The organism is Micromonospora sp. WMMB482, from assembly GCF_019038635.1.
Lineage (GTDB): Bacteria > Actinomycetota > Actinomycetes > Mycobacteriales > Micromonosporaceae > Micromonospora > Micromonospora marina.
Genome location: NZ_JAHOPD010000020.1, coordinates 1740170 through 1764147, shown reverse-complemented (window position 1 = coordinate 1764147; position 23978 = coordinate 1740170). Strand labels below are relative to the sequence as shown.

At 68.4% G+C, this 23978-nt stretch carries 26 protein-coding genes; 14 read left to right on the top strand and 12 right to left on the bottom strand.

Translation table 11 applies throughout. The features are described 5' to 3' along the window. Positions 1–74 precede the first annotated feature (74 nt). The 4 genes from KSK32_RS09185 to KSK32_RS09170 all read right to left on the bottom strand — a co-directional run bounded on the left by KSK32_RS09185 (position 75) and on the right by KSK32_RS09170 (position 2754). Positions 75–284: a hypothetical protein gene (locus KSK32_RS09185; protein WP_216930371.1), complete on the bottom strand. Its 210-nt coding sequence runs from the start codon at positions 282–284 to the stop codon at positions 75–77. Then, a complete protein-coding gene (locus tag KSK32_RS09180) occupies positions 281–1153 on the bottom strand; it encodes an FtsK/SpoIIIE domain-containing protein (protein ID WP_216930369.1) in 873 nt (290 codons plus the stop codon). The genes KSK32_RS09185 and KSK32_RS09180 overlap by 4 nt, the downstream gene beginning before the upstream one ends. Before the next feature lie 87 nt (positions 1154–1240). After that, positions 1241–2131, bottom strand: a complete 891-nt coding sequence (locus KSK32_RS09175) for a hypothetical protein (RefSeq protein WP_289256640.1) — start codon at positions 2129–2131, stop codon at positions 1241–1243. Positions 2132–2433: 302 nt separating this feature from the next. Further along, the gene (locus KSK32_RS09170; protein WP_091583472.1) at positions 2434–2754 is read right to left on the bottom strand and encodes a hypothetical protein; all 321 of its coding nucleotides are present in this window, start codon (positions 2752–2754) and stop codon (positions 2434–2436) included. A gap of 342 nt (positions 2755–3096) precedes the next feature. Here KSK32_RS09170 and KSK32_RS09165 point away from each other — a divergent pair, with 342 nt between their 5' ends. The 5 genes from KSK32_RS09165 (at position 3097) to KSK32_RS09145 (ending at position 8474) form a co-directional block, all read left to right on the top strand. Then, positions 3097–4308, top strand: coding sequence for a hypothetical protein (locus tag KSK32_RS09165; RefSeq protein ID WP_216930365.1), 1212 nt, complete (start codon positions 3097–3099; stop codon positions 4306–4308). Beyond that, on the top strand, positions 4283–4867 hold the full coding sequence (locus KSK32_RS09160; RefSeq protein WP_289256524.1) for an NUDIX hydrolase: 585 nt from the start codon (positions 4283–4285) through the stop codon (positions 4865–4867). Before KSK32_RS09165 ends, KSK32_RS09160 begins: the two co-directional genes overlap by 26 nt. A 597-nt stretch (positions 4868–5464) precedes the next feature. Next, positions 5465–6088, top strand: coding sequence for a hypothetical protein (locus KSK32_RS09155; protein WP_216930363.1), 624 nt, complete (start codon positions 5465–5467; stop codon positions 6086–6088). 23 nt (positions 6089–6111) lie between these two features. Further along, positions 6112–7113: an McrB family protein gene (locus KSK32_RS09150; RefSeq protein WP_216930361.1), complete on the top strand. Its 1002-nt coding sequence runs from the start codon at positions 6112–6114 to the stop codon at positions 7111–7113. 32 nt (positions 7114–7145) lie between these two features. Then, on the top strand, positions 7146–8474 hold the full coding sequence (locus KSK32_RS09145; RefSeq protein WP_216930360.1) for an McrC family protein: 1329 nt from the start codon (positions 7146–7148) through the stop codon (positions 8472–8474). On the opposite strand, the gene KSK32_RS09140 is transcribed toward KSK32_RS09145, so the two are convergent. Further along, complete coding sequence (locus tag KSK32_RS09140) at positions 8438–9430, bottom strand: site-specific DNA-methyltransferase (protein WP_216930358.1); 993 nt, start codon at positions 9428–9430, stop codon at positions 8438–8440. The two genes, KSK32_RS09145 and KSK32_RS09140, sit on opposite strands and share 37 nt — an antisense overlap. A gap of 292 nt (positions 9431–9722) precedes the next feature. Here KSK32_RS09140 and KSK32_RS34915 point away from each other — a divergent pair, with 292 nt between their 5' ends. Beyond that, the gene (locus tag KSK32_RS34915) at positions 9723–9980 is read left to right on the top strand and encodes a helix-turn-helix transcriptional regulator (protein WP_353939629.1); all 258 of its coding nucleotides are present in this window, start codon (positions 9723–9725) and stop codon (positions 9978–9980) included. A 15-nt stretch (positions 9981–9995) separates the two neighbouring features. On the opposite strand, the gene KSK32_RS09130 is transcribed toward KSK32_RS34915, so the two are convergent. Continuing rightward, on the bottom strand, positions 9996–10361 hold the full coding sequence (locus KSK32_RS09130; RefSeq protein WP_216930354.1) for a hypothetical protein: 366 nt from the start codon (positions 10359–10361) through the stop codon (positions 9996–9998). Between the two features lie 543 nt (positions 10362–10904). Here KSK32_RS09130 and KSK32_RS09125 point away from each other — a divergent pair. Next, positions 10905–11669, top strand: a complete 765-nt coding sequence (locus tag KSK32_RS09125) for a GIY-YIG nuclease family protein (RefSeq protein ID WP_216930351.1) — start codon at positions 10905–10907, stop codon at positions 11667–11669. A gap of 386 nt (positions 11670–12055) precedes the next feature. Here KSK32_RS09125 and KSK32_RS09120 read toward each other — a convergent pair whose 3' ends face one another. Beyond that, positions 12056–12442, bottom strand: coding sequence for a VOC family protein (locus KSK32_RS09120; RefSeq protein ID WP_216930349.1), 387 nt, complete (start codon positions 12440–12442; stop codon positions 12056–12058). A gap of 248 nt (positions 12443–12690) precedes the next feature. Between KSK32_RS09120 and KSK32_RS09115 the strand changes: the two genes are divergently transcribed. Further along, positions 12691–13191, top strand: a complete 501-nt coding sequence (locus KSK32_RS09115) for a GNAT family N-acetyltransferase (RefSeq protein ID WP_216930347.1) — start codon at positions 12691–12693, stop codon at positions 13189–13191. Between the two features lie 11 nt (positions 13192–13202). Further along, positions 13203–13652, top strand: a complete 450-nt coding sequence (locus KSK32_RS09110; protein WP_216930346.1) for a helix-turn-helix domain-containing protein — start codon at positions 13203–13205, stop codon at positions 13650–13652. Here the strand turns inward: KSK32_RS09110 and KSK32_RS09105 are convergent. Beyond that, the gene (locus KSK32_RS09105; protein ID WP_216930344.1) at positions 13621–15501 is read right to left on the bottom strand and encodes a hypothetical protein; all 1881 of its coding nucleotides are present in this window, start codon (positions 15499–15501) and stop codon (positions 13621–13623) included. The two genes, KSK32_RS09110 and KSK32_RS09105, sit on opposite strands and share 32 nt — an antisense overlap. A 159-nt stretch (positions 15502–15660) precedes the next feature. Between KSK32_RS09105 and KSK32_RS09100 the strand changes: the two genes are divergently transcribed. Next, a complete protein-coding gene (locus KSK32_RS09100) occupies positions 15661–16080 on the top strand; it encodes a VOC family protein (protein ID WP_216930342.1) in 420 nt (139 codons plus the stop codon). A 49-nt stretch (positions 16081–16129) separates the two neighbouring features. Next, complete coding sequence (locus KSK32_RS09095) at positions 16130–16741, top strand: histidine phosphatase family protein (protein ID WP_216930340.1); 612 nt, start codon at positions 16130–16132, stop codon at positions 16739–16741. A 1-nt stretch (position 16742) separates the two neighbouring features. Here the strand turns inward: KSK32_RS09095 and KSK32_RS09090 are convergent, their stop codons facing one another. Both KSK32_RS09090 and KSK32_RS09085 read right to left on the bottom strand, forming a co-directional pair. Further along, positions 16743–17399, bottom strand: coding sequence for a type 1 glutamine amidotransferase domain-containing protein (locus KSK32_RS09090; protein ID WP_254186984.1), 657 nt, complete (start codon positions 17397–17399; stop codon positions 16743–16745). Between the two features lie 75 nt (positions 17400–17474). Then, positions 17475–17924: a hypothetical protein gene (locus KSK32_RS09085; RefSeq protein WP_216930336.1), complete on the bottom strand. Its 450-nt coding sequence runs from the start codon at positions 17922–17924 to the stop codon at positions 17475–17477. A gap of 170 nt (positions 17925–18094) precedes the next feature. On the opposite strand from KSK32_RS09085, the gene KSK32_RS09080 reads away from it, so the two are divergent. The 3 genes from KSK32_RS09080 to KSK32_RS09070 all read left to right on the top strand — a co-directional run bounded on the left by KSK32_RS09080 (position 18095) and on the right by KSK32_RS09070 (position 21987). Continuing rightward, positions 18095–20494 carry a M4 family metallopeptidase gene (locus KSK32_RS09080; protein ID WP_216930334.1) on the top strand — a complete coding sequence of 800 codons (2400 nt, stop codon included), beginning with the start codon at positions 18095–18097 and terminating at the stop codon, positions 20492–20494. A gap of 76 nt (positions 20495–20570) precedes the next feature. Next, entirely contained in the window at positions 20571–21338 is a 768-nt protein-coding gene (locus KSK32_RS09075; RefSeq protein WP_216930332.1) for an enoyl-CoA hydratase/isomerase family protein, read from the top strand. 61 nt (positions 21339–21399) lie between these two features. Continuing rightward, positions 21400–21987 (top strand): hypothetical protein, encoded by a 588-nt coding sequence (locus tag KSK32_RS09070; protein ID WP_216930329.1) that lies wholly within the window; start codon positions 21400–21402, stop codon positions 21985–21987. Positions 21988–22143: 156 nt separating this feature from the next. Here the strand turns inward: KSK32_RS09070 and KSK32_RS09065 are convergent, their stop codons facing one another. Further along, positions 22144–22584 (bottom strand): HNH endonuclease, encoded by a 441-nt coding sequence (locus tag KSK32_RS09065; RefSeq protein ID WP_216930327.1) that lies wholly within the window; start codon positions 22582–22584, stop codon positions 22144–22146. 214 nt (positions 22585–22798) lie between these two features. Then, positions 22799–23935, bottom strand: coding sequence for a hypothetical protein (locus KSK32_RS09060; RefSeq protein ID WP_216930325.1), 1137 nt, complete (start codon positions 23933–23935; stop codon positions 22799–22801). Positions 23936–23978: the final 43 nt, after the last annotated feature.

The window sequence follows — 23978 nt, the reverse complement described above, 5'->3', positions numbered from 1 at the left end:
GTCCTTTCGGGGCTGTTGGTGGAGGTCGGCGGAACCGGATCGCTTTCCAGGGCTGAGGCCGGTTCCGTCGACTGCTATCGGGTGCGCAGCCGCAGGTAGCGGCGCTGTCGGGTGTCGTCGCCGCCCATGGCTTGGGGTGGGCCGAGGTAGACGAGTCGGCCGCTGGCCGAGGCGACCTGGACCATCGAGGCGATCTCGCCCGGCTGGGCGACGATCCAGATCTCGACGTACTGCGCGGCCCGCTGCTGGTTGGCCTTGGCGTAGGTCTGTTCGCGGGTGGTCATGCCGCCACCTCGAAATCCGCCCGGGTCAGGTCCGGGATCAGGGTCGGTAACCGGCGGGGTCGGCGGATCCAGGCGGCGTAGTCGGCGATCCCGGCGATCTGGGTGTCGGTGAGGTAGGCGACCTTGATGCGCTTCGGGGTGCCGCCTTCGGCGATGAGGTAGGCCGCGCCCTGGTTGGTGGGGGCGATGTCGGTGGCGGTGTAGCCCTGCTCGGCCCAGCCGTGACCGAGGACGATGTTGGAGGTGTTGGGGGTGGTGCAGCGGAACGCGGCGCGGTAGCCGAACAGGTCCCGCAGGCTGGTGGGGATGATGTCGAACGACGGCCGCTGAGTCGCGGCGACCACGGGGATGCCGGCGGCACGGCCGCGTGCGACGAGGTCGCGCAGGAGGGCGACGAACTCTTCTTGTTCCTGCTTGGTGCCGACGGTGGCGGAGTAGTAGGCGATCTCGTCGACCAGGACGGTGATGACCGACAGGCCGTCGGCCGGGGTGAGCTTGCGGCGCCCGTGGGCGCGGAGCCAGGCGTAGCGGTTGTTCATCACCAGCTGGAGCCGTCGGAGGATGTCGAGGGCGGCGGTGATGTCGGGGCCGATGAACGCGTCGGCGCAGTCCTCCCACTGCCCGAGTTCGACGAGCTTGCCGTCGAGCAGCACCAGGCGGGAGTCGACGGAGAGGGCGGCGTGGGCGGCGATGGTGTTGAGGAGGCCGGACTTGCCTCCGCCGGGTTCGCCGCCGGCGAGGAGGTTGCGGTAGGCGAGGGTGATGTAGACGGGGTGACCGAACTCGTCGATGCCGACGAAGATGGGGTCGAACATCGACAGGCCAGGCCCCACCGGAATCCCCGACGTCGGGGCGGTCGTGGTGGTCATGAGGTGCCCTCCTTGGGCAGTTGGTGGGCGCGGAGAGCCACACGAACGAACCCCGCAGGGCTCTCCGCGACCGGGTTGGGGTTGGGATCAGATCCAGTCGGAGACGTCGTCGACGTCGGGAGTGGTGGAGGCCGCGGGCTTGCTGCCGTTGGCGGTAGTGGCCGGCTTCTTGACCGCCGGCTTGCCCTGCTGGGTGGGCAGGGTGACGGTGGGCATGTCGACGTCGGGCAGGTCCAGGGCGGTCGGCACGGTGGCCGGGATCCGCTCGGTCACGGGGATGGTGTCGTCGATGACGTCGACGAGCGGGGAACCCACCTGGGCGGTGAGGATCTCGCGGCGCTTGATGTCGAAGCGCAGGTAGGCGGCGTTGCCGTCGGACGCCCGCTCGATCAGCGCGGTGGAGGCGTGGCAGGCGACCGCGATGCGGTCGAGGCGGCCTTCCAGGTCGGCCAGGGACAGGCCGGGGCGCAGGTAGACCCAGACCCGCTCACCGACCGGCGTGGGCTTGGCCCACAGGATCAGCGGCAGGCTGCCGGACTGGTTGGCGATGATGAACTGCGCGAAGCACACGCGCAGCCGATGCCGCACGATCAGGCACCACGTCCAGGCGACCACGAACCGGCGCGACGCCGGCACAGCGGCCGGGACACCGACGACCAGGACGACCACCGCCAGGGTGACGGGCATCGGGGTGTGGTTGGCGAGCTGCACCCAGGCAGCGCCGAGGAACGTGGTGAGCCCGATCTCCGGGGTCCACCACCAGAGCAGCCGCAGGACCGGCCAGACCCGCACGAGCAGCCAGGCCAGGCCGCCCAGCGGAACCCCGATGAGCGTGCCGACGAAGACGGCGAGGATGGGGTGGATGTAGGAAGCGGCCACCACGGCCGACAACAGGCCGACGATGACCGCCGTGAGGATGAACGCCAACCGGGCGTTGCGTGCCGAGGACCGGTGAACCTTGGCCTCGATCACCGTGATCGTGTTGTTCGACCTGCCGCCGAACGGGCGGCGGGGGCTAGACTTGGACACGACGAGTCCTCCCATACGTGGGTGGATGAGTTGGAGGGCACGGGGTCGGCAGATGTAGGAGTCGGACCGACCCCGCGCCAGCTCTTGCGGGGTTGCCACCACCACGACGTGGTGACCGGGCCGGGAGCATAGGAGTCGGAACCACTCCCGGACCGTTTCTTCACTTGTCGTTGTCAGCGGACCTCAGGCCGCTTCACGCGCGGGTGCGCGTCAGACACCAGAAGCTCACGCAGCACAGGTGGATCGAGGGACTACTTCGCCGCCGAGGTGCCAGCCTTCGGCTTCAGCGTGATCGCACGGAACGCGACGCCGTTGCGCCCGTTGGTCGCCCACGGGATGGCCTCCAACTGCTCGACAGCGACGAGCTGCCCCACCGTCACGTTCGGCTTCTCTCCCGCCGTGGTGATGGTGATGATCTCGCCGCCGGTCTCGTCGAGCACGAAGACCTGGGTCGACCACATGAGCCGGCCGGTGTTCTTCTCCGACCGCTGGTTGCCGTTCTGGTCGTTCTTCGGCTCCGGGTCCTTCGTCACCTGGACCTGCTTGCTCGCGGTGTCCACGTACAGCTTCATTTCTGCTCCTAAGGGAGAGGGCTTGTCGCCCCGGGTGTCCATCACCCGTGCATTCATGAAACTCCGCCGCCGCTCATCTCGGGAGACTGACGGCACGGGTCGCAAGAGACTGCGCATGGCAGATGGTGACGGGGGATGACTCATGCCTTGCATTGAGTGTGGAGAATGGTGCATGGTGAAGCGGGCAGACTCTTAAGCTGGCCACCGAATCGGGGATGAGGCATGACGCCACTACGGCAGGCTCGACAGGTGCGCGGCTGGTCAAAAGCGCGCCTAGCTCATGAGCTTGAGCGTCGAGCGGAGGGCCGGCACGCCCTCGCTACGCGCACGAGTCTATTGCGGATGATCTCGGCGTGGGAGAGCGGCGAACGGGATGCCTCTGATCCATACCGTTCCTTGTTGTGCGAGGCCTACGGAGAAGGCGCTGACCAGCTCGGCCTGAGCGGAGGGACCGACCGGGCGCGCTCAGACGTCGGCCTCGCCTACATCGCCTCGCTCGGTCAGTCCGCGTCCACGCTCGGCGATCTGTCACGCTTCGACGAGATGAAGCACACGGCGGTTGTCGCCGGCAAATACGCGCCGGATGCGCTGAACGCGGCGTGCTTAGATTGGCTCTTCGGCGATGCGGTCATGGATTTGCCAAGCGAAGGCAAGCAGGTTACGCCTCAAGATGTAGAAGAAATTCGGACCATGACAGGCATGTTCGACGGGCTCGATCGCAGATTCGGTGGAGAGCACTGCCGGATGATGGCGGTTCGATACCTACGAGATCGAGTGCTGCCTCAAGTTCGGGCACTGAAGCCTGAGAAGTTGGAGCGTGAGGTATTCAGCGCAACGGCCGTGCTGTGCGAACTGATTGGATGGATGGCCTACGACACGTCGCGCCACTCGCTTGCACAACGCTATTTCACGCAGGCACTACGTTTCGCCGAAGCCGCCGGCGATCGGGCTTACGCCTCGTACGTTCTGACGAGCATGGCCGATCAAGCGCTGTACCTGGGGCGATCGGCGCAGGCGCTCCGGCTCGCCCAGGTCGCACGTGACGTAAGTCTTCGCGCAGGCGTCCCGGTCGTAGTGGCGGAAGCCTCCATCTTTGAAGCGCGGGCCTACGCTGTCCAAGGTGACGAAGCCGGGTGCAGGGTTGCGCTGAGCAGAGCTGAGGAGAGCTTCCACCGCATCGTGCCTCAGGAAGGACCCGACTGGGCGAAGCATTGGGGCGACGTGCTCTTCGCCAGTCACACCGGTACCTGCTGGATCGACCTGGGCCGGCCGAAGCAGGCACGCCCCCTCATGCAGTCCGTCTGGGACAGCGGCAAGGACCAGGCGCGGCGCCGGGTGTACGCCGCTTCCCAGCTGGCCCGCGTGGCGCTGCTCGACGGCGACATCGAGGAAGCCACCGCCCTCGGCACCACAGCCATCGAATCAGCCAGCGGTCTCACCTCGCACCGGTCACACCAGCAGCTCAAGCAGCTCCGGCAGAAGTTCGTTCCCCATGCCCGTCACGCATCCGTCGAGGAGTTCAAACAGCGTGCTGACGTCCTCCTGGCAAGCTGAGGCACCCATCACGCTCGTCGGCGCGGTTCAGTACGGTGATGCTGTGACGCTGGCCGACGACCTCGCCGCCGAGGGCGAACCGGAACGCGAGTTCAACCCCGGCATCGCTCAGCGACTACCGCGGAAGCGGGTGGCAGGCGGGGCGCTGATCCGCGACCGAGCCGGACGAATCCTGTTCGTTGTCCCCGGCTACAAGCCCTTCCTCGACATACCGGGAGGGATCGCCGACGCCGACGAGTCACCCTTGGCCGCTTGTCGCCGGGAGATCCGGGAAGAAATTGGACTGGACCTCCCGATCAGCAGACTTCTCGTTGTCGACTGGATCCCAGCACAGGGCGTCTGGTCGGACGGACTGATGTTCATCTTCGACGGCGGACAGCTCGACGACGACCAGGCCGAAGCCCTTAGGCCTACCGACGATGAGCTAACCGGCCTCCGGCTCCTCCCGTACGAAGAGGCCATACCTCACCTGCGCCCCTCAATGGCACGACGAGTCAAGTCGGCCCTCGCCGCTCTAGCCGAGGGCCAGCCCCGTTACACCGAATTCGGCCGCTCGTAGTCCTAGCCGCCGGCGGCCGGCGATGTGGTTCAAAGTTTCTGTACGTCTTCAAGGCGGCCCTAGACGGGCCGCACGCGCCGCCGCCAGGGCGCGCGCCGGCCGCTGCCGCTGTCGCTCTGCGGCAGTCACGCCTCACGCCCGGCGGCTGGCGCGGACAGCGGGGAAGCCCGGAGGGCCGCCGCAGAACGACAGACCGTTGACAGGAGCAGGGTGGGCCGGCAGCCGGCCGGGCCGCGCGGCCATGAGCCCGCGCGGCGTAGGGGAGCGCACGCCGGCCGCGTCGGCGAGTTGGCGGCGGCCGCGGGGGTGCGGTTAGGGCGCCTCCGGCGGGGGCGCTCCGGCTCCAGGATGGCCGGGGCTCCGTCGGCGGCTCGCGGTCCGTGGGTGGTTGCTGTAGGCCATCCCGCCTGCCATCGACCCGGGCAAGCCGAGCAGACCCCCGCCCGACCCGCCAGCGTCCGAACCTGCGTCAAGGCCGTCTTGACATGGCGGGCCGGGCGGCGGCCCGCTCCCTGGAGGGCGGGTCGATGGCAGACGGGATGGCAACGCGTTGATCTAGTGCTCGCTCGGGCAGCGATTGGCATCTAAGGTTCCCGTATGGGCACTCCGAACGACGACGTCGAGATCTACATACTTGACCGCGACGCTGTCCGATGGGCCATCAGGCACCTGACCAGCCGACCTATGCATCCCTTCTTCCTTGCCTACCTCCACCTCCGTGCGCTCGCCATGGAGAATGGCCGGCTAACAGCACTCAAGCCCAGGTGGTCAGACCTGATTCCGTACATCCGAGTACCCGGTGGCCCGCCTAAGAAGCCCTACTTCCGCCCGATGTGGCATAAGAGCGTCGAGGACAAGTCACGGTATTGGATGAACAGGAACCTTGCAGGGAGCTTCGCGCCGTCGTCATTGCGAGAAGAGCCTCGCAAGGTAATCGAAATTGAGAATGACCTGTTCACGCTGAAGCCGAATCACGCCGATCTCGCCCTAAAGTACCTCCTCTTCGACTCTCAACTGTCCGCTGCTGCCCTCGGCGCCTACTTATTCCGGAACTTTGGCTTCCGTTCGACCACAGGCGATCCGCCTGAGGGCAGCGCCCTGGTCGACGCTCTAAAGGAAGCCTTCCTATTCGATCAGGTGGACTTGGATTTCGACTTCGAGACTCTCTTTGATGACAAAGTTCCCGCAGAATTGCGTGACCCATTCGAGGGACCACACTAAGAGGTCTGCAAGGAGCAGCAGCAATGCCAATATTGGCAGGAGAAGTTCGGATACTGGATGCCGACGAGCTTGACATCGGGGCAGAAAAAGCAATTGCTGAACATGCGTCTAGCCGGCCTGATGACCCCCCAATGCGTGACGACGATCCCATCGTTTGGGAAGTCCGAGAACTACTTGAGCATTACGGTGGCGTAATCTTCACGGGACCTCCAGGTACTAGCAAGACATGGTACGCGGCCAAGGTAGGAACCGCTCTCGTCCATGGAGACCCGTCTCGCATTAGGTTCATCCAGTTCCATCCGTCTTACCAGTACGAAGACTTTATGCAGGGGTTCGTGCCGCGCGAGGACGGGAGTGGCTTCGAACTCAAGGCAAAGCAGTTTCTAGAAATGTGCCGAGAGGCTGGGCGTCACCCAACTAAAACATATGTTCTGGTCATCGATGAGCTCAGCAGAGGGGATCCTGGCCGAGTATTCGGGGAAGCACTCACTTACATCGAGAAGTCCAAGAGAGGCATCCCCTTCACGCTCGCGTCAGGCGAGGAATGCATCGTGCCCCACAATTTCGTGCTCTTAGCAACAATGAACCCGCTCGATCGCGGGGTTGATGAGGTTGATGCAGCGTTCGAGCGGCGGTTCCCGAAGTTGGCCATGGATCCGAATCGTGAAATTCTCCGTTCTATGCTTGAGGCTAGTGAGATGGCTGACGATCTGATCCGGCGGGTGGTCGGCTTTTTTGATTATGTTAACGGCCTAGCCAAGTCGACGCCGCAGGCCGCAATCGGCCATACCTACTTCACAGATGCCCGAGACGCCACCTCGCTTGAACGAGTATGGCGGTATCAGCTCCGATTTGTATTGGAAAAGGCGTATCGCCTTGATCCTAATACGTATGCAGGAATCGAGGCCGCATGGAGAAGAGTACTGCCAGGCCCCGCCGAAGGTCTCAGTAAGGATCCAGAGGAGCAGCTCGCCAGCGCAGCAGCGGCCGGCGATCAGAACCCCGTGATACCGACGCAGGAATGAGACCTAACTCTCGCTCGGCTCCACTCACCGTCGTGCCGTTCAAGCAGCCATCTGTTGCCGGCGAAATGCGAGTACTCGATTGCCCGGAGCAAGGCCCTATTGCGATCGAAGTTGCCTCGCTGCTAGACGATTCCGGCCGCCTCAGATTGAGCCCAGAAGTTGAGACCGGAGACTTCTTCAGAATCAGTCTGAGTAAGGGCAAGCTTACCCTACATGCCCGAGGCTACGTTGGCTTCGTGCCTGTAACAGAGCGAGTCGTCGTACGCGTTGTCCCACGCGTTCCAATCGGCAACCTTGCAAGAATGGCTCGGATTGCCGATCACCTTCCTACGGTTCTCAGCATCATACGCGGCTATACGAAGGGTGAAGATTGGAGTGATTCGCTCGCGAGCCTGTATGCCAGCGCTCTGACCTCGCACATAGATACGATCAGCGCTAATGGTATGTTGAGAAGCTATCAACGCCACGAGGAGCCAACGTCGTTTCCGCGAGGGCGGTTGCTGGTACATCAGACTGTGCAGCGATTGAATGCGCATGGAATCGAGCACAAGGCGGAAAGTGCCTGGTTCGAACGTTCGGTCAATAACAGCAGCAATCAATGCCTCAAATACGCGATTTGGCTACTCGCGAGGCACTTTGTCGACCAGCGGAACGTCGATAAGAACGTGCGGCGACTTCACCGGAAGCTGAACGCGCAGTTCAGCCTGTTTGCAGGCGTCGACCTGGACCACGGCCGGCGGTTCATGCAGGACCCGCTGGTAGCAGGTAAGGCAGAGCTACCCACTCTTCGATCCTACTATCGCGATGCGTTGAACGTCGCCGCTGCGGTCGTGGAGGGCCGAGGGGTCCTTATTGATAGCGATGGAGGTGCCGTCCAGCTTCCCTCGCTCGTGTTGAATATGGACACACTATTCGAGAACTACGTGCGCGCCACGTTGACATCCTTCGCACTGGAGCGCCAGTGGTCTCACTCGGTCTTGGATGGCAACGGCGAGGGTAGCACCCGGCTGTTCGATAACCCACGATCGTACAAGGCGACGCCCGACGTTGTAGTTCGATCGGAGGACGGCCGCACCGCACTGGTAATCGAAATCAAGAACGTTGCTGCCGGCGACTTCTCAAAGCGTGATGCGATCAACCAGGCTGTGACGTATGCGGTTCGTTACGGATGCGTCAAGGTGGTTTTGGCGCACCCAAGAGGTAGCGATTCCTTCCACGGACTTCGCAGCATGGGCTACATCGGGCCCGTCGAGGTATACCAGTACCACTTCGATCTGAACTCGAGTGACCCCGTAGAGGAGGACCAGCGATTCGGGCAAGCAGTTCAGTCGCTGCTTGCGCCCGAATTGGGTACGGGATAACTTGTGCCACCGGGGAGAGGTTTCAGGTCCACCCCGACGGCGTCCCGTCCCTCTTCTGTTGCGACCTGCAATGTCGTTCCTGTTCCCATGAATGGGTCTAGGACCACACCGCGCGTTCTTCCCGAGTGGCCGCAATCAGTCCACCCCGTTGTGACCTTTTTGGCGAAGGTAAACTCCCGAAAGTATCCGCCCAATGCCTCCTTGGCCTCACGTGCAAGGGCTTTCACGACTTCGGAATTGCGCCCGGTCCCTGTCTGCACGTGCAGGGCCTTGCCGGCATCGGAAACACCGGTCGCCTGAATGGCGGCAATGTGATCCTCTGTCAGCCCCTTTTGCACGGCAAGCTCAATCGCACGCCGTGCTTGCGCACGGTCGGGGTCAAGCATGGCGGTCTTGGCCAAAACCCGCTCAGGAGCCGCACCACAAGTGGTGCAGACTACGGGCGGGCAGGCAAGAGTGATGGCTCGGCGGACCAACTCTCGGGGGTACGGCGCGAGGTGAGCGCCCATGTTTCGATCGAGGGCCATTGACCACACATCACCGGGATTCGCGCCCTTTCCCGTCCCGAAGGCTTGAGAATAACCATACAGGTCGTAGTAGTAGCTCTGTCGGGGGGCGAGGTGAATGATATATTCGTGTCGATTGGCGAGGCGGTTCCTCGCCGGCTCTGGCATGCCCTTCACCTTGGACCAGATGATTCGGTTTCGGATAAGCCATCCATCATCCGTCGCTGCCGCTTCGATGCGACCCGGGATGCCCATAAGGGATCGTTTGTGGTACGTGTCGCCGATATTCAAGAAAACAGAACCGGTTGGCCTTAGGAGTCGCCGCCATTCCCTCAGGCAATCCAGCATGGAGGCGACAAACTCTTGAGGGGTATCTTCGAGCCCGATTTGGTCAGGATGACCATAGTCCCGCTTCTTCCAGTAAGGCGGGGAGGTCACAACCAGATCCACGCTCCCATCGGGGAGGTCAATCTTTCGAGCGTCACCGACGATCACTCGCTGGGTAGGAGACGGCAGGTCCAGGTGCTGAGGGTGAAGGTCCAGAGGCGTCTGGGTGAGGCTCCGGGGCGTCACGAGGCGAGGCTTCCGGTCAGCCAAGGAAGGCGCCGTGTGGTGTCGACGGCTCGTGGCTTCGGTGTCAGGGGTCATCGCAGATCCGTCTCCCAGCTCCGGGGTGCCCATCCCTGGCTGCGACCTCTAGCCCGCATGTAGCTCCTGCCGTTGCTTCGAACTTGGATCAGGAATGTATCATTTGCCGATCACTACCCCGAAGACCGACGCGAGGCTTCTGCTGGCGACCCGACTGCGCGCTGCGCGGGTGGCCCGGCTACTCACGCAGGAGGAGCTGTCAGAGGCTTCGGGTCTGGGCAGGGCTACGATTGCTCGCATCGAGGCCGGGCAGACGGTCCCGCACATGAGGACCGTGAGGGCCCTGGCTGAGGCACTTCAAGTACCTCTGGAGGAGCTAGTCGCGAGCCCGCCAGCCCTCTGGTCGCGTTAGGCACTGCTGGCCAGCTCACACGGCCGCCAGCTGAGGCGTCTCCACCTTCAACTCCCGTCGCCAGTGGAATGTGCTGCCAGGAATGCCGGGGATCTCCTTCAACTCGGTAGCGCCGGTACCTACGCAATCACACTGCCAGGCCTCGCCTGGCTCGTAAAGCAAGACCAGCCGGTGGAACAGGTTCTGACGAGCGGCAAAAGCTTTATCGACCGCGGGCTGGCCCTGGTCGACTCCGGCCCAGAAACGCGTTAGAGCCTCGCCCTGCATCCCGTCTGGCGCCCTTAGGTCGACAGACAGATGGCCAAGCGCGAATCGGAGATCCGAGCCTGGATGCGCCACGTTCGATCCGCATGGATGGTGGCCGTTTGACTCATCGATCATGACTGCTGTGACTCTGTAAGTGCGTGGTTCGTCATTGCGAACCAGGGCGAATACGCCGAGGGGGGCTTCTGGCCGCCCGGCGGCTACTGCGAAGGAGACGTTGGGGACTGGCGGAGGACCGAGCCGTTCATGTAGGTCTTGCCGCTCGACACGGCGTCGCTCCCTATCGTGCTCAGCAACCTGCTCAGCCGTCTTCACGGCTCGGTCTGCCGCCTCAGCAGACGCACCCGCAGCCCTCGCTGACTGCCTGGCGTACCACAGTGCTACAGCCCCAGCTAGTGCTCCCAGCAAGCCGCCAGCGTCACCCAAGTCCATCGCGCGATCCTCGCTCCGTCCGGCCCTGTACTGCGGGTCGCATTGTGCACGGCCGGTATGACAACCCAGCGGGCAAGGCAGGAGCCCGCGCTGAGACGGCCGCGCGCGGACAGGGCTACGAGTTTGGGCGCGAGGTCCAGGCGGTGAACAGCAACCCGAAAACGGGTTGCCCTCAGGGCGCCGATCGGGCAGGCCTAACCCCGGGCCTTGGTCGTGTCAAGATGCGTCATGACCCTGTGCACCGTGATACGGGACGTGTACGGCCCGGACGAGCGAAGAACGATGGGGGCGGCGCTTCGGGAGCTACTACCGGCCGTCGGCTTCGACTGGCACCCGTCGGGTGTGTACTGCTTCTGGGACCCGCAGAGTCGCGACGTCCTGTACGTGGGGCTGGCGAAGGATATCCCGAAGCGGTTCGCCCAACACAATGGGCTGTCTGGCTCATCGACCAAGGGAAACAAGCGGGCCGAGATTGACCAGTGGTTTACCACCCACTCGGCAATCGGGTACAGCATTCTCGTGCAGTCCGGTGCGGTGGCGATGATCGAATCTCCCAGTCTGGACACGCCATCGGAGATCATTGCCCTCGGGGAAGGACAGCTAATCGAAGCGCACCGCCAGCGCTACGGTGCCCGGCCGCCCTGGAACGCAATTGGCGGCTCGACGGGCGGGGCCAGGTGGGCCGGTGCCTTCTCCTCAGGGTGGTTCGCCCTGCTGACAGGTCGGCAAGACTGCCTCCTAGTCGCGCGGCGCACGATCCGGCAACTCGCCGGTGACCCGCTGTCCATCGGCCGAGAAATGACCCTCCACGCTGCGCGGCTGAATGCGGCCCACCTGAGCGGGCTAGGGGGACAGCCGTTCGGCGATAAGGAAATCGTGCTGGCGCTGGAACAGTTGGTGACCAACCCCCCTGGCGGTGCCTCCTTCGTATACGACGACTTCACCGCATCGGGCTATCTCCACTTGGACGCCCCGCACCCCGAACGCGAGTAAGGTTCACGAGACCGCAGACGGGCCGGGCTCGACAACGCCCGGACTTGTTCGTACAGGCGAGCCGGCACCAGCTTGAAGCAGCCGACAACCCGAAACCGTACTCCCCAGCGGGGTTGGCCTGGGTCGCCAGCGGAACGCCTGCCGACAGCAACGCTGACAGCAACGCCGCCGGACGGCAGCACGCTGACGAGCGCTGGCACGGACGAAGCTTCGAGCGACCAGTCGTTGCCAGACGCGTGCGGACGCGACGCACAAAGCTTGTAAGCGAGATGTCGCCGGTTCGATCCCGGCCGGGGGCTCCAATTCCACAAAGGCGTTCCGGGGCCGATGTCGCCGCGGGACGCGGGCTCCGTCAGCAGCGCCACGACGGTACCCCCGTGCGAGGGTCAGGCGGGCCCACGGGCGTCGGCCCCTGCGGGCTCCCAGAGCTGGACCATGTTGCCCTCTGGATCCCTGAGGCTCGCGAACCTGCCGTTCGGGTACACCTCGGGGTCCACCTCGACGTCGATACCCGCGTCGCGCAGCTGGCCGACCATCGCGTCCAGGTCGAGGACGCGGAAGTTGAGCGACCAGGAGTGCTCGGGGCCGCCGAAGTGCTCGGAGTCCGCCGGCATGGCCGCCAGGACGGTAGGGCCGGGCTTCTGCCACCAGGAGGACACGTCGTAGGACTCCGGTGCCAGTTCGACCCCGAGATGGGTGGCGTACCAGCGGTTGATCCGGTCCGGGTCGTGGGCGCGGAAGAAGACGCCGCCGATGCCCGTCACGCGTTCCACGATGTCTTCTCCCCGCTGGACACGTTCCGTGCCCTCTTGGACCTGGCTGAGCATGCCGGCTCCAGGCTACGGAGGCTGCCGGGATCTGACGAGCAGCCAGGCCGCCGGGTAGGAGCGAAAGTCGCCGACACCGCCTCAGCCGTGCGAACAAGTTCCGCCACCGACTCACGCCGGTTTCGACCGCGCCCGATCGTGGCGGTCGCGGGATATCGATTGCCTGCTCGGGGCGCCTGCGGAACCCTTTCCGCATGCTGGAGACGCGCGTCCTGGGCGAGGACGACTGGAAGGTGTGGCGGGAGCTGCGGCTCGCCGCGCTCGCCGAGGCCGGGTACGCCTTCGGCGCCCGACTGGCGGACTGGCAGGGCGACGGCGACCGCGAGGAACGCTGGCGCGCGCGGCTGACCGTCCCCGGCTCGTACAACGTCGTGGTGATGCTCGACGGGCACCCGGTCGGGATGGCCAGCGGGATGCCGGCCGGGCACGACGGGGTCGTCGAGCTGATCTCGATGTACGTGGCACCCGTCGGACGCGGCCGGGGCGTGGGCGACCATCTCGTCCGGGCGGTCGAGCAGTGGGCCCGGCTGGCAGGCGCGCGGACGCTGCGGCTCGCCGTGGCGGAGGGCAACCCGAACGCGTGGGCCCTGTACCTGCGCAACGGCTTCCGGGACACGGGTGAGATGGGCGGCCTGATGCCCGACGGCGTGCGCCGTGAGCACGTCATGACCAAGGAGGTGCTGTCCGCGCAGTAGGCTGACCAGCTATGAGTCGCGCGGTGGAGGAGTCCAACCGGGCGATGCTGCGTGCCCGCGACGCGATGGACCGGGCGTACGCGCAGCAGCTGGACATTCCCGCGCTGGCCCGGATCGCGCACGTCTCGGAGGCACACTTCATCCGCACCTTCCGGGCCACCTTCGGCGAGACACCCCACCGCTACCTGCAACGCCGCCGGGTGGAACGCGCCATGTACCTGCTGGCACGTACCGACGAACCGGTCACCGAGATCTGCCATCTGGTCGGCTTCGGCAGTCTGGGCACGTTCAGCCGGACGTTCCACGGCATCGTCGGCGAGTCGCCCTCGGCCTACCGGCGCCGTAAGGTCGCGCCCGCCGACGTCCCGAGCTGCTTCACCAAGGCCTGGATGCGCCCGAGCGCGACCGGCGGCAAGGAGGCCACCGGGGTCAGTGGCCCCGTACCCTCCGCCGCGCCATGACCCAGAGCCGGTCGCCGAGCCGGGTCCGCCGTAGCCAGCGCACTCCGGCGAACCGGCTCTCCGTCGGCGTACGAGGGCGCGGTGGCGCGGTGACCCGGTCGTAGGTGGCGCCGGTCGACGGCTTGGTGAAGCCGGGTTCCAGCCGTTCGGACGCTACCGCCAGCGCGGTGAACTGGGCCAGTACGCGGGGATCGGGCCGGCCGCCCCGGGCGGCGGTACGCAGCTCACGCTCCACCGCCGGACGCCGGATCAGCTCGGTGAGCGGCCCGTGAACGGTGTCCAGCAGGTCGGCCACGGCGGCGACGCCGTCGCCCTCCCAGATCCGGGTGGCTCGGGACGGCCCGGTGGCGGAGCTGACGAACGGCACGTCCGCCCACTCCGGTACGAGCCGGGCGATCAGCGCGGTGTGCGGCAGCCGTGCCCGCTTCTCCGCGACGGTGAACGCGAAGCTGGCGGCGACGAACCCGGGCGCCAGGAACGGGGTGACCATGCCGGTGGTGTACGCGGCGGTGCACCAGCGGCGCATCCGCTCGACCAGGTAGACGTAGTCGATCAGGTGCTCGTCGCGTAGGCCCAGCTCCCGGGCGTGGGTCATCAACGCGGTGACGCGGTCCCGTTCGGCGGCCAGCGCCTCGGGTGTCGTTGCCCCATGGGGCACAGCCGCCAGCAGCTTGTTCGTGGCCGCCTGCTCGGGCGTGGGCGCCGGGTTGGCGTCGGTACGGGGATACCAGAAGCCGACCACCAGTTCACCTGCCGCGCCGGTGAGGCTCGGCGGGCGTACCTGCTCCGGCAGCCGGGTCCGCACCGCCGGGCGCGACAGGTAGGTCGACGGGAACTGGTGGTCGTGCAGCGCGGCGAGCCGCCGCGCCCGGTCGCGGAGACCGGTGCCGAGGACTGCCGCCGGCGGCGCTGCGGGTACGAGGCGGTGCGGCAGCTCCAGACTGCGCCGCTCCCGCAGGAGGCGGACCAGCTCGCGGGCCACGTCGCCTTCGGCGGGGGTGTCGTCGTTGGTGACCAGGTCCGGCGTACGGCCGGCGGCGACGAGCGTCGCGGCGATGAGCCGGGAGTCCTTGCCCCCGGAGAGGCCGAGCGTGACCTCGCCGTCGTGCAGCCGGTGCAGGCCGGCAACGGATCGGGTCAACGCGTCAGCGGCCCGGTCCAGCCGCTCGTCGACCGGCCGGTCCCGGTCGGCGAGGCCGCTGCGGACCACGTCGTCGACGGCGTACCGGATCTCGGTGGTGAGCTGCCAGCCGCCGTCGGCGCGGCGGCGGCCGGTGACCCGCTCGCCCGGCTGGAGCAGCCGGATGCCGGCGAGCGGGGACAGATCGCCGCCGAAGTGGCCGGTGAGCAGGTACGACGTCCAGCCGGCCGGATCGGGACGGGCCTCGCCGTGCAGGAAGTCGGCGAGCAGGCCGGGCCGCGTGCACCAGGCGGTTATCCCGTCGGCCGTGCCGGTGAACACCCGGGCCATGCCCAGCCAGTCCTGTTGCAGGGCGAGTCGGTCGCGTTCGAGGGCGAGCAGGGCGAACGGCGGTACGACGTCCCGGTGCACGTCCTCGCCGGCGAGCAGGCGGCCGGCGAGCGTCACCGGGTCGTCGCCGTCGGCCCCGACCGGGATGCCCACGGAGACGGCGGTGACGGGACCGTCGGTGGCGACGGGCGGCCACCGGTATCCGCCCGGGTCGGCCGGGTGCAGCACCAGCACGCCCCAGTCCGTGCCGCCGAAGCGCCGGCGGTGCCAGCTGTCCGGTACGAGGTCGGCCACGGCCTTGTCGAACCGGGCCGCGGCGGCATCGAGGCGCGGTTGTGGCAACGCCCCGGTCGCGGCCCAGGCCACCATCAGCTGCATCGATTTCCTCCCCGGCTTTGGTCACGGGGACGTTAACAGCGGATGTCCGGGCGGTGTCCCCGTGCGGACAAAAGATGCAAGCCGGGCAGGCGGCCCGACGGCGGGATAGCGCAGTTTCGGATAAGCAGCAGGCCGGAGCGCTGCTCTAGCGTCGTCGGCATGACGATGACTTCGACTTCCCGCTCCCAGATCTACGTGCTCGACCAGGACGAGGCGCTCGACTTCTACGTCGGGAAGCTCGGCCTGGAGGTCAGCACCGACCAGGACCTCGGCTTCATGCGCTGGCTCACCGTCAACGTGCCGGGCGACCCGGGCCGGGAGATCCTGCTGGAGAAGCCGGGCCCGCCGGCCCTGGACCCGAAGACCGCAGAGCAGGTCCGGGAGCTGCTGACCAAGGGCGCCGCGGGTGGGTTCCTGTTCTTCACCACCGACGACGCGCAGAAGACGTACGCGGACCTGGTCGCGAAGGGCGTCGAGGTGACCGACGAGCCGACCGACCGGCCGTACGGGATCGACTTCGGCATCCGCGACCCGTTCGGCAACCGGCTCCGGATCGGCCAGATGCACCAGGGCCGGTGAACGGCGCGGCGGCGGGCTAGTCTCGCGGTCCCCGACCGTGGAGGTGCCGATGCCCAGCCGCCTGCTCTACCTGGTCCGCCACGGCGAGCAGTACCGGCCGGAGGAGGAGGCGGACACCGGGCTGTCCGAGCGGGGCCGGCGGCAGGCGACGCTACTGGGCGAGCGGCTGCGCGGCACCCGCTTCGCCGCCGTACACCATGGGCCGGCCCGCCGGGCCGCGGAGACCGCCGCGCTGGTCGCGGCGTCGCTGCCGGGTGTTCCGGTACGCGAGGACGACCGCGCCGGCGACCACATGCCGCACGACACGGACCCGGCCGGTCTGCCGGAGTCGTACGCCGCGTTCCTGGCCGGCTTCACCGAGCGGGAGCGGCGCGACGGGCCGCGCGTGACAGCGGAGGCGGTGGCCCGGTTCGCCACCGCCCCCGCGGAGGGTGACGTACGCGAGCTGGTCGTCACCCACAACTTCCTGGTCGCCTGGCTGGTGCTGCACGCGCTGGAGGCGCCGCCGCACCGGTGGATCGGGCTGAACCAGCAGAACTGCGGGCTCACGGTGATCCGCTACCGCTCGGGCGGCCCGGCGGCGCTCATCGCGTTCAACGACGTCGCCCACCTGCCGTCCGAGCTGCGGGCCACCGGCCTGCCCGACGACTACCGGATCTGACTCAGGCGCGCAGCTTCACCACGGCGTCGGCGACGGCGCGGGCGGACTGGGGGTTCTGGCCGGTCACCAGGCGCCCGTCGACCACCACGTGCTCGGTGAAATCCGGTGCCGGCACGTGCTGCGCGCCCGCTTCGCCGAGCTTGTCGGCGAGCAGGAACGGCACCTCGTCGGTGAGGCCGACGGCCGCCTCCTCGCTGTTGGTGAACCCGGCCACCCGCTTGCCGGCGATCAGCCGGGAGCCATCGGTGAGGGTGAGGTTCACCAGCGCCGCCGGGCCGTGGCAGACGGCGGCCACCACGCCACCGCGCTCGTATACCGAGCGGGCGATCCGGGCCAGGTCGGGGTCGTCGGGGAAGTCCCACATGGTGCCGTGGCCGCCGGCGAAGAGGATCACGTCGTACCGTTCCGGGTCGACGTCGGCGGCCTTCGGCGTGTCGGTGACGCCGGCGGTGGCGAGGAAGTCGTTCTGGGTGGTGTCGTTCTCGTCCCGCCCGTCGACGGGCGGCTCCCCGCCGGCCACCGACGCCAGGTCGACGTCGTACCCGGCGGCCCGGAACACCCCCCACGGCTCGGCGGCCTCGCCGACGTAGTAGCCGGTCGAGCGGCCGGTGCGGCCCAGCTCGGAGTGACTGGTCAGGGCGATGAGTGCGCGAGTCATGCAGTCCATGCTGGCGGGGTCGCCGTCCGCCGGCCATAGGCCGATGTCACAGCGGCAGGGGGTTTGAGAGCCGGGTCAGCCGGTGACGCGGGTGAGCAGCTCGACCACCTCGGCGGTGACGGCCGGCTGCCGGGCGGCGGGCCCGCAGTCCACGTACCCGCTCTCGGCCGGGCCGACGGTGAGCCGGTAGGTGAACCCGTCGGCGCAGTTGTCCGGGTTCTTGGTCTCCGTGGGCTCGGCGGCCAGCCGGGGGTCGGTGGCGAGTCGTTGCAGCCGGGCGAAGTCGGCCACGGCGAGCCGGCCCTCCTGGGAGGCGCCGGTCCGGTCGGTCTTCGTCCAGTGGCCGTCCGGCCGCACGGTGACGGTGTCCTTCACCCCGGCGATACCGCCCGACTTCACGAGCACGACCTCGGTGGCCAGCGGCGAGGGCCCGTCCGTGATGACGGGTGGCGCTTCGGTGCGGGCGCAGCCGGCGAGCGGGACGAGTAGGGCGGCGACGGCCGCCACGGCGGGGGCAGCTCTCATACCGGTTCGGACGCGCGACGAGACCACCCGGTTCCGGGTCACTGCTTCTCCTCATCCGTTCGGTCAGTGTCTTCGGCGGGATCTCGCCAGCCTCTTTCACGTTCTTCGATGTATCGCTATATCTACATCAGTGACTACCCCCGTCACAACTTCGCCTTCCAGGAGGGCCCGTGAAAAGATCCGTCGCCGCCGTCAGCGCAGCGCTGCTCACCAGCGGCGTGCTGGCCTGCGTCACCACCTCGGCGCAAGCGGCAGCACCAAGCGCCCCCAGCCCCGAGGCCTCGGCCGCAGCCCGGGCCGCGAGCCTGCTGCGCACCAACCCCGGCGCCGTCCAGGGCGCCAACGGCGAGGCCTACCAGGCCGTCCGCACCAAGGTCGACCCCTCCGGGGCGGCGCACACCCGGTACAGCCGGACCTACCAGGGCCTCCGGGTGTACGGCGGTGACTTCGTCATCCACACCGCCCCGAACGGCACCATGACCGCCGCGTCGGTCAGCCTCGACGCCCCGCTGACCCTGAGCACCACCGCCAAGGTCGGCGCGGACGCGGCCAAGGCCAGCGCCCGCAAGACGTTCTCCGGCTCGCTCACCTCGGTCGGCGCGCCGGAGCTGTTCGTCGACGCCAGCAGCGGCAAGGGCCGCCTCGCCTGGGAGACCGTCGCGACGGGCTGGAAGGCGGACAAGCAGACGCCGTCGAAGCTGCACGTCATCACCGACGCCACCACCGGCAAGGTGATCGGCTCGTACGACGAGATCGAGACGGTGGCCGGCACCGGCCAGGGCGTCTACACCGGCTCGGTCACCATCGACACGACGCAGTCCGGCAGCACGTACCAGATGATCGACCCGGTGCGCGGCAACGGCCGTACCTGCGACATGAACAACGGAACCTCCACCTGCACCACGTTCACCGACGCGGACAACGCGTGGGGCAACGGCGCCACCTCGAACCGGCAGTCGGCCGCCGTGGACGCCCACTTCGGCGCCGCCAAGACGTTCGACTACTTCAAGAACGTGCACGGCCGCAACGGCATCTTCGGCAACGGCCAGGGCGTGCCGAGCCGGGTGCACTACGGCAACAACTACGTCAACGCCTTCTGGGACGGCTCCCAGATGACCTACGGCGACGGCTCGGGCAACTCCCGCCCGCTGGTGTCGCTGGACGTCGCCGGACACGAGATGAGCCACGGCGTCACCGAGGCGCTGGCCGGGCTAGTCTACTCCGGTGAGTCCGGCGGCCTCAACGAGGCCACCAGCGACATCTTCGGCAACATGGTGGAGTTCTACGCCTCCGCGCCGAGCGACCCGGGCGACTACCAGGTCGGCGAGAAGATCAACATCAACGGCAACGGTACGCCGCTGCGCTACATGTACAACCCGTCGCTGGACGGCTCGTCCGACTCCTGCTGGTCCACCAGCACGAAGAACAAGGACGTGCACTACTCCTCCGGCGTCGGCAACCACTTCTTCTTCAACCTCGCCGAGGGCACCGGCGCCACCGCGTACGGCACCTCGCCGGTCTGCGGCTCGGCCCCGGCGGTGACCGGCATCGGCCGCGCCAAGGCGGAGAAGATCTGGTACCGGGCGCTCGACGTGTACTTCACCTCGAACACCCAGTACGTCAGCACCAGCAACCCGGCCAACACCGCCCGCGCGTACACCCTGCGGGCCGCCACCGACCTGTACGGGAACTGCTCCACCGAGTACAAGACCGTGCAGGCCGCGTGGACCGCGGTGAACGTCGCCGGCAACGACGCGCCGTGCAGCTCGACCGGCAACAACTTCTCCGTCTCGCTCTCCCCGACCGCCGGGTCGGTGACCGCGGGCGGTTCGGTCTCCACCACCGTCGCCACGGCCACCACCAGCGGCACCGCGCAGACCGTGACGTTCTCCGCGTCCGGCCTGCCGACCGGCGCCACCGCGTCGTTCAGCCCCGCCTCGGTGACCTCGGGCGGCTCGTCCACGCTCACCATCTCCACCAGCTCCGGCACCCCGGCCGGCACCTACTCGGTGACCGTCACCGGCAGCGCGGCGTCGGGCACGAAGACCGCCACGTACTCGTTGACGGTGACCGGCACCGGCGGCGGCTGCACCGGCGCGGGCCAGAAGCTCGGCAACCCCGGCTTCGAATCCGGCAACACCGTCTGGAGTTCCACCTCCGGCGTGATCGGCCAGTACGGCTCGCAGGGCCAGCCGACGCGCAGCGGCACCTGGAACGCCTGGCTGGACGGCTACGGCACGACCCACACCGACACGCTGTCGCAGTCGGTGAGCCTGCCGAGCGGCTGCTCCGCGTACACCTTCTCGTTCTGGCTGCACATCGACTCGGCCGAGACCACCAGCAGCGTCCAGTACGACAAGCTGAACGTGCAGGTGCTCAACTCCTCCGGCTCGGTGCTCGCCACGCTGGCGACCTACTCGAACCTGAACAAGGCCAGCGGCTACAGCCAGAAGTCGTTCTCCCTGGCGGCGTACGCCGGGCAGACCGTCACGCTGAAGTTCACCGGCACCGAGGACAGCTCGCTGCAGACCTCGTTCGTGCTCGACGACACCGCTGTCAACGTCTCCTGACCTGACGGCCCGACCCGGGGCCCGGCGGCCACCCCACGCGGGTGGTCGCCGGGCCCCGCCCGCTACGGTCGGACCCATGTCCGACGCGGAACTGACCGTCACCCTGGACGGCCCGGTGGCCACTGTCGTCATCCACAACCCGGCCCGGCGCAACGCCATGACCCCGGCCATGTGGCGGCAGCTTCCGGTGCTGCTCGACGGCCTGGAGGCCGACCCGGCGGTACGGGTGCTGGTGCTCACCGGCGCGGGCGGCACGTTCTGCGCCGGCGCCGACCTGGGCGACCTGGACGAGCTGCTGGCCGCCGGTGACGGCAGCATCGCGGTGGCCGCCGAGGAACGGCTCGCCGCGTTCGGCCGTCCCACCGTCGCCGCGATCGAGGGCGCCTGTGTGGGCGGCGGCTGTCAGCTCGCCGTCGCCTGCGACCTGCGCCTGGCCTCGGCGGACGCCCGGTTCGGCGTACCCCCGGCCCGGCTCGGCCTGGTCTACCCGGCGCCGACCACGCGGCGGCTGGCCGCGCTCGTCGGGCCGTCGGCCGCGAAGCACCTGCTGTTCACCAGCGAGCTGGTCGACGCCGAGCGGGCGCTGCGGATCGGCCTGGTGGACGAGGTGCTGCCGACCGGGGAGCTGGCCGGGCGGGTGGCGGCGCTGACCGCCGCCATCGCCGAGCGGTCCCGGCTCACCGTGACCGCCGCCAAGGAGATCGTCGACGGGCGTGCCGACGCCGACCGGCTCGCCTGGTGGCACGCCCAGGTGCGGGACAGCGGCGAGGCCCGCGAGGGGGTGGCGGCGATCAACGAGCGCCGGCCGCCGCGCTTCGGCTGGACCCCTCCCGCCACGCGCTGACCGCCGTTTGACCACCCTCCCACATCGGGTACGTCGATGCCCGGGGAGACGGGGGTCTGGGATGGACGATCAGGAAAACGCGATCCGGCGTGGGCGTCGCCGGTTTCTGGCGCTCGCCCTCGGGGCGCCGCTGCTGGGCGGGGTGATCGGCGCGCTGTTCGTCGGCCAGGTGGCCGACGAGGGCTGGGCGGCCTGGTCGGCGGGACAGCCGCCGGAGTGGGCGCGGATCACCGGGCTCGTGCTCAGCGTCGTCGGCGTACTGGTCGAGTTGGGCGCCCTCGTGTGGGCCGCCCGGCGAGGGCGGCTCCGGTCCAATCGACGGTCCCCGCTCTGGGCGATGAGCATGCGGAAGCGGTCTCGGCTGGTCAAGCAGGTGCGGCGCGGCGAACCCGCACCCGACGCCGACCTGCCGACGCTCACGGTCGTCGCCCGCCAGATGGTGGACGGCGGCTGGTGGGCCGTTCTGGCGGCCGGGCTCGTGGTGTTCAACCTCGGTCAGGCGCTCGCACGGTTCACGTCCGGCGTGGCGCTGGCAGTCTTCGGTCTGGCGGCGGCGCTGTTCGCGTTGACGGGCTGGCAGGTCCACCGGAACGCCCGCCGGGCGGAGGAGTTCCTCCGGCACCGCGCGTCCGAGCCGACTGCGGTCTGAAAGCCGGGGAACAAGACACGGTCCGAGATCTTGGAAGATTTCGGGCCCTTATGAGGGCCGTTTCCTTCCACGATCTGGATCGGTGGGGGGTGGGGCCGGCGGGCGCCGCGCCGGGGCGTACCCCCGACACCGCCCCCTGTGCCCGCCGGCCGTCCGTCACCGCGCCAGTGCGGCCCAGTTCGGCGTCACCGGCTCCCGCCGCAGCGGCATGCCCGCCTCGGCCGGAGTCCGGTCGCCCTTGCGCTGGTTGCACGCGTAGCAGGCGGCGGTGGTGTTCCCCCAGGTGTTCCGGCCACCGCGCGAGCGGGGCAGGATGTGGTCGATCGTGCTCGCCGCGCCGTCGCAGTAGGCGCACCGCCGCCGGTCGCGCGCCAGCACCCCGGCCCGGGACCAGGCCGGGCCGGCGCTGAACCGCCAGCGGGTCACCACGTACCGGACGAGGCGGACCACCCGCGGCAGCGGGAAGACGCCGATCACCCGATCGGGCTCGGCCTCGTGGATCTCGGCGACCCGGCGGCAGAGCATCCGGATCGCGTGTTTGACGGTGACCCGGTGCAGCGGGCCGAGGTCGGCGTTGATGACGAGGACGGCGTCCACCGGGCTCTCCCTTCACGATCGGCGGTACGGCGACGAAAAAGCCGCCCGGTCCACGGGACCGGGCGGCGACGACGGGGACGCGAGACGCGTCAGTCGTGCCCTCCGGGCCAGGGACCGTGTTCCCGGCAGCCGGTGCCGAGCAGCCACGACGTCATCGTGGTGGCGGATCGCAGCGACATCGACGGCTCCTGGAACGGTGGTTGACCTTGCGCGCTCACGGTAGATCGATTCGGGAATCGCGGGCAACGTATTTCGATCCGTGGTCGGCGGGCCGCCGCTGCCGTCCGGCGCGGCCGGCCCGCCGCGCGGCGGCGAGCGGCCGGTCGATCCGGGCGGTCATCTGCACCACCAGCTCGCTGTCGAGCAGCGGGCGGTTCACCTCGGCCGCCACCGACAGCGTGGGCGTGGAGATCGACCGCCAGATCGCGGTGAGCCCGGCGCCGAGGCCGACGAGCGCCACCGCCGCCCGGGTGGTGGGGGAGCCGGCCGCTGCGGCGGCGCTGACCCCGACGACCGCCAGCAGCACCACCAGCAGGGGCGCCAGCACCGGCCAGAAGATGCCCCGGGCCGCCTGCGCCACCAGCTTCCGGTCCCGGATGACGACGTTGCGGGCGACCACCGCCCAGTTCTCCTCGTCCAGCAGGTCGCGCGGGTGCAGGCCGCCGGTCAGCACGTCCTGCCACAGGTCGCCCTGGTTGCGCAGCTCGCGGGCCAGCTCGGCGAGCCCGGCCTCGCCCGGGTCGCCCACAGTGGCGCGACCCACGGCAGTGGCCCAGGCGGCCAGTGAGCGGCGCACCACGGCGGCCGAGTACGGCGGCAGCACGCTCGCCAGCTCGTCCAGCCACCTGCTGATCTGGAGGTGCCGGCCGCCGAAGCGCGCGGCGAGCTGGTCGGCGTCGCCGCGTCGCACGGTGTCGGCGAGCGAGCGCCCGAGCCGGTACGCCACCCCCACCCGGTGGTTCGTGGCCATCGTCCAGCGCAGCACGTCGATGTTGAGGTCGTCGAGCGCGCGCAGCAGCGGTTCCCGGTCGGCCCCGGTGGCGCCCCGGGCGGCGGCGGTGGACGGCACGGTACGGCCCGCAGTGGTGAGCGGCGCGATCTGGGCCAGCGCGACGTCCACGCCGTCGAGGTACATGCCGAGCCGGTGCCGCCCGGCCAGCTCGGTCAGGTTCGACAGCTTCGGCGGCGCCGGCGCCTGCCGGTGCCCGTCCCCGGTCAGGTCGGCGGTCTGCGCGTGGTGGTAGGCGTCCGCCATGGACCAGCCGAGCCGCAGCGCGGTGACCACCGCGGTCCGTTCGTCCCGTGGCGTTCCGTGCTCCTCGTCGCGCCGATCCCGCGTCGCGGTGCTCACCGCCCGACCTCCCGTGTCACCGGATCAGTCGAGCGTAAAGCGG